The 4,764-nt window shown below is 70.0% G+C and carries 5 protein-coding genes; 4 read left to right on the top strand and 1 reads right to left on the bottom strand.

Annotation, left to right across the window (positions count from 1 at the left end; genetic code table 11):
* A partial coding sequence (locus ACM2XV_RS12385) for a DUF222 domain-containing protein (protein WP_487027138.1) occupies positions 1 to 888 on the bottom strand: 888 nt, incomplete at its 3' end.
* A 214-nt stretch (positions 889 to 1,102) separates the two neighbouring features.
* On the opposite strand from ACM2XV_RS12385, the gene ACM2XV_RS12390 reads away from it, so the two are divergent.
* The 4 genes from ACM2XV_RS12390 to ACM2XV_RS12405 all read left to right on the top strand — a co-directional run.
* Positions 1,103 to 2,227, top strand: coding sequence for an FUSC family protein (locus tag ACM2XV_RS12390; RefSeq protein ID WP_487027139.1), 1,125 nt, complete (start codon positions 1,103 to 1,105; stop codon positions 2,225 to 2,227).
* Positions 2,224 to 3,654, top strand: coding sequence for a purine-cytosine permease family protein (locus ACM2XV_RS12395; protein ID WP_487027140.1), 1,431 nt, complete (start codon positions 2,224 to 2,226; stop codon positions 3,652 to 3,654). The genes ACM2XV_RS12390 and ACM2XV_RS12395 overlap by 4 nt, the downstream gene beginning before the upstream one ends.
* A 9-nt stretch (positions 3,655 to 3,663) precedes the next feature.
* Complete coding sequence (locus ACM2XV_RS12400) at positions 3,664 to 4,125, top strand: nucleoside deaminase (protein WP_487027141.1); 462 nt, start codon at positions 3,664 to 3,666, stop codon at positions 4,123 to 4,125.
* A 15-nt stretch (positions 4,126 to 4,140) separates the two neighbouring features.
* Positions 4,141 to 4,764: ABC transporter permease (locus tag ACM2XV_RS12405; protein ID WP_487027142.1), on the top strand; the 624-nt coding region annotated here is incomplete at its 3' end.

A 4,764-nucleotide genomic window follows, 5' to 3' on the forward strand; every position in this document is an offset into this window, starting at 1 on the left:
GACGGCGTGGATGACGTCGGCTTGCTTCTGTTCCCTCGTGCGGGTGTCTGTGGGCGGTTCGACCTCGGTGGCGGTGAGCAGGGGGTGCGTGGACCCGTCGACCTCCGGCTCGGCACCGGTGCCGGCGGCGCTGCCGCTATGGGCGCCGTCGCCAGGGCCGCTGTCGGTGTGGCTGGCCCCGGTGGCCTCGCCGGTGGGGGTGAACCGCACGGATGAGCCGGCGCGTGGGTTGACGTAGGCGTCGAGGACGGCGCGGATGGCGGCGGCCTGCTCGACCGGCAGCAGCCCGGTGAGTCTCACGAGGCCGTCTCGAGCGCGCCCCAGGCGGAAGAACCGCTTCTCGATGGCGGCTTTCTCCACCGGTTCGATGCCGTCGGGGTCGAGTACCAGCTTCCATGCTTCAGCGGCTTCGACGCCGGCGGTCGCCGGCAGCGTCTTGGAGAGTTCGATGAGGTTCTCGCACGCGGCGCTCATCAGCGCGGTCTCCGCCCGGTCTGCGGCCTCGAGCAGCGGGCCGATGATCGCGACCGCCTGCGCCCGGCCGAGGACACCCTCGTGCACGGCGGACTCGATGACCGGGAGCTTCGCCAGCCGCCGCGATTCCAGCACCCGTTCCCGGGCGTCCTTCGCGCACGTGCGCGTCACCGTCTCCAGCGCACCCCAGGACTTCCGCGCCCCCAGCCGCCGGGCGAGCGAGTCCTCACCGAGCGTCTCGTCGGTGCGGTGGTCGAACTCGCGAGCGACGGCGATGCTCAGCGCATCGGCCTGCCGAACAAGAGCCTCCACCGCCTGCGCGAAGCCGACCAGCTGGTCATCGCTCAGAAGGTCGGTGGCAGCCGGCATCATCGCCGTGACGCGCTCGGACGCCTCACGCAGACCCTGCCCCACGCAGCCACGGCACGACCCCTTCCAGGTCACACTCCGAACGCCAGGCAGGCTCAGCCTGCGGCATCCGTACTCTCATCCTCGTGGCGCGGGGACGCCATTAGCATAACACAAGTCCGAAGAAAATGGCAAACGCGGCAACCTAAATGCGAACACTTATCCACAGATTCGTGCTCATGACCACGACCGGCGGCAGCAGTCGGAAGAATTGATGGTGATGAGCGACTCCGCACCAGGCGAACCACCACAGAACCCGCGGCCCGAAGGGCGGCTGGCGCCGCAGTGGCGTGAGTTGCTCGAAATGCGCCCCTACGACCGCGATCACTGGGCGGCCCTGCGCGTGGGCCTGGCGACAGCGATCCCCCTCGTGACGCTCTGGGCTACCGGTCGCTCCGACCTGGCACTGTTCGCCGTCTTCGCTGCGTTCACGAGCGTCTACGGCCGCAACTTCCCGCACGTGTCGCGGCTGCGGCTGCAGCTCATCGCCGGCGGTGCCCAGCTGTTGTCGATCGCGGTCGGCGGCGCGATCGCGCTGTCGCCGCACCGCACCCTTCTCGTCATTCCGATCGCGGCGCTGTGGGCGTGCGGGGCGTCGCTGCTCGCCGACCGGGTGCGCTGGACTCCGCCGGGGCCGATGTTCCAGGTGTTCACTCTCGCCGCCGTCGCCTTCGTGCCGCTGCGGCCCGAGGTCTACGGCCAGGGTCTGGCCGTGGCGGTGGCATCCATCGCACTCGCGCTGCTCATCGGCTACGTCGGCCGACTCATCTGGCGCGCGCACGAGGGCAGGCTGCGCAACCCCTACCTGAAGCCGATCGTGGTGCCGCCGCACGACGGCGGTCACTTCGGGCACGCGACGCTCTTCCTCGTCGGCGCATTCGTGGCCGGCGCCATTCCGGCACTGATCGGCATCGGGCACCCCTACTGGGCCATGGTCTCCGGTGTGGCCGCGCTCTCGGCGCCGAGCGGGCGCCACCGTGTGCTGCGTGCGACGCAGCGCTTCGTCGGCACCCTCATCGGCCTCGGGCTCGGCGCTCTGCTGCTGCTCGCGCACCCGAGCGGGTTCGCCGCGATCATCCTTGTGGTTCTGCTCCAGGCCGGGGCCGAGTTCGTCGTGGTGCGGAACTACTCGCTCGCTCTCGCCCTGCTCACACCGCTCGTGCTCGTGCTGGGCGAGCTCGGCGGCCCTCAGCCGATCGGCCCGCTCATCTGGCAGCGCGGGGTCGAGACCTTCATCGGTGCGGCGGTCGCCGTGGTCATCGCCGCGGTGATCGCGCTGTTCGGCCCCCGCTTCGGCGAGCGGAAACGCGGGGGAAACGGCGGGGCGGATAGCATCCGATCATGACCACCACCCCCACTGCGCCCGCAGCCCCGGCGTCGACCCTGATCGAAGCCGGCGGCATCGAGGCGATCCCGGCCGACCGCCGGCACGGCTCGCCGTGGCAGCTGTTCGCGACCTGGAGCTCGCCCAACCTCGAGTTCGCGACCGTGTACGTCGGCCTGATCGCCGTGGCGTTCTTCGGCCTGAGTCTTCCTGCCGCCATCCTCGCGATCGTCATCGGCAATGCGCTGGGGTCGCTGACTCAAGGCATCCTCTCGACCTGGGGCCCCCGCGAGGGCCTCGCCCAGCTGGTGCTCAGCCGCACCGCGTTCGGCACGCGCGGCAACATCCTGCCCGCCGCCATCAACACCGTGATGGCCGGCCTCGGCTGGTTCGCGACGAACTCGGTCAGCGGCACGCTGGCGCTCAGCGCACTGACCGGCATGCCGGCCTGGCTCGCGCTCATCATCGTGGTGGTCGTGCAGGTGGGGCTCGCGTTCGTGGGCCACGACCTCGTGCAGCACTTCGAACGCTACGCCGCCATCGTGCTCGGCATCATCTTCCTGATCGCGGTCATCGTGATCTTCAGCCACACCGGCGACGGCGCTGCACCGAAGGGCGCCGGCTGGGGCTTCGGGGGCTTCACGCTCACGGTGTCTGCGGCGTTCGGCTACGCCGCGGGCTGGAACCCGTACGCCTCTGACTACACGCGCTACCAGAAGAAGGACGTCAGCAAGCTGCAGCTCGGGCTGGCGGCCGGTCTCGGCGACTTCGTGAGCTGCACGGTGCTGATGATCGCCGGTGCGGCATCCGTCTACATCCTGTTCCCGGGCGACAACCCGACCGACAGCTTCGTGCACTCCTTGCCGACTTGGCTGCGCGACCTCACGCTGCTCGCGATCTGCGTCGGCGCGATCGCCGCCAACGCGCTCAACATCTACTCGGGCGCGATGTCGTTCCTGGCGGCCGGCATCAAGATCCGCTTCGGCCTGCGACGCGCCATCATCGCTCTCGGCTTCGGCATCATCGGCTTCTTCATCGCACTCGTCGCGGTGCTCGACCAGCACTTCGAAGAGTGGTACGAGAACTTCCTGCTCGTCATCGCCTACTGGATCGCCCCGTGGCTCGGCGTCATCCTGGTCGACCGCTTCCTGCGCCGAGGCACCTCGATCGCCGAGTTCGTGCCCGACAGCGCGAAGTACCGCAACTGGGCCGGCCCGATCGCGCTCGTCGTGGGTGGCGCGATCTCGATCTGGCTGTTCTCGAACCAGTCGTTCTACGCCGGCCCGCTCGCGGAGCACGTCGGCGACATCACTCCGTTCGTCGGCTTCGTGCTGGCGGCCGTCATCTACTGGGCGCTGTTCCGCGCCTTCAAGGTGCGGCTGGGCGGCCCGCTCGAGAGCGAGCCCGAGCTGGTCGTGGGCGTCGACGCGGCAGACGAGCGCGGGTAAGTGGGCGCGATGGGCGAGACGCTGTATGAGACGGATGCCGCCAAGCTGGCGGTCGCCGTGGAGGAGGCGCGCGCGGGTCTGGCCGAGGGCGGCATTCCCATCGGCGCCGCCCTCTTCACCCGAGACGGGCGACTGCTCGGCCGCGGCCACAACCAGCGGGTGCAGCAGGACGACCCCTCGATCCACGGCGAGACGGATGCCTTCCGCAACGCGGGCCGGCAGCGGTCCTATCGCGACACCGTCATGGTCACGACGCTGTCGCCGTGCTGGTACTGCTCGGGGCTCGTGCGGCAGTTCGGCATCGGTCGCGTGATCGTGGGCGACGACCAGTCGTTCCTCGGCGGCCAGGAATGGCTCGCAGAGAACGGCGTCGAGGTCACCGTCGTCAACGACCCTGAGCTCATCGCCCTCATGAGCGGCTGGATCGACGAGCACCCGCACCTGTGGAACGAGGACATCGGCGAAGACTGACGCCGGCGCAAATCGATGCTCGAGCTCAGAACCGCAGCGCTCTCGCTCGTCGGCGTGCTGGCCCTCGTCGCCCTGGCGACGGGCCTGCTCGCGTGGACCGGCGCACCGAAGCCGTTCGCCCCGGCGCTCGCCGTGCTGCGCGGAACACTGCAGCTCGCGGCGATCAGCCTCGTCCTCTCGGGCATCATCCACAGCGCTCTGTGGATCGGCGCCGCGCTCGTCGTCATGTTCGCCGTAGCATCCTGGACGGCGGCGCGGCGCCTCGGCGCGTTGCGCGAACGCCTCACCCCCGTGGCCGTCGCGATGGGCGCGGGCATCCTGATCACCCTGGCGATCGTGTTCCTCACGGGGGCGATCGAATTCTCGCCACGCTACGTGCTCGCGATCGGCGGCATCGTGATCGGCAACGCGATGACGATCGCGACGCTCAGCGGCCGCCGCTTCGTCGAGCTCGTCGATGACCGGTGGGAGGACGTCGAGGGATGGCTCGCGCTGGGCGCCACGCCGCGGGTGGCCACGCGCGATCTCGTGCGCCGGGCGATCCACGCGGCGATGGTGCCCACGACCGACCAGACGCGCACGACGGGGCTGGTCACGCTGCCCGGCGCGTTCGTCGGGGCGGTGTTCGGGGGCGTCTCG

Source organism: Gryllotalpicola sp. CP2-P1 (assembly GCF_057512245.1).

Bases quoted from the DNA above. Each gene is read 5' to 3' on its own strand.
- ACM2XV_RS12390 (WP_487027139.1), top strand. From the start codon at position 1,103: ATGAGCGACTCCGCACCAGGCGAACCACCACAGAACCCGCGGCCCGAA.
- ACM2XV_RS12395 (WP_487027140.1), top strand. From the start codon at position 2,224: ATGACCACCACCCCCACTGCGCCCGCAGCCCCGGCGTCGACCCTGATC.
- ACM2XV_RS12400 (WP_487027141.1), top strand. From the start codon at position 3,664: ATGGGCGAGACGCTGTATGAGACGGATGCCGCCAAGCTGGCGGTCGCC.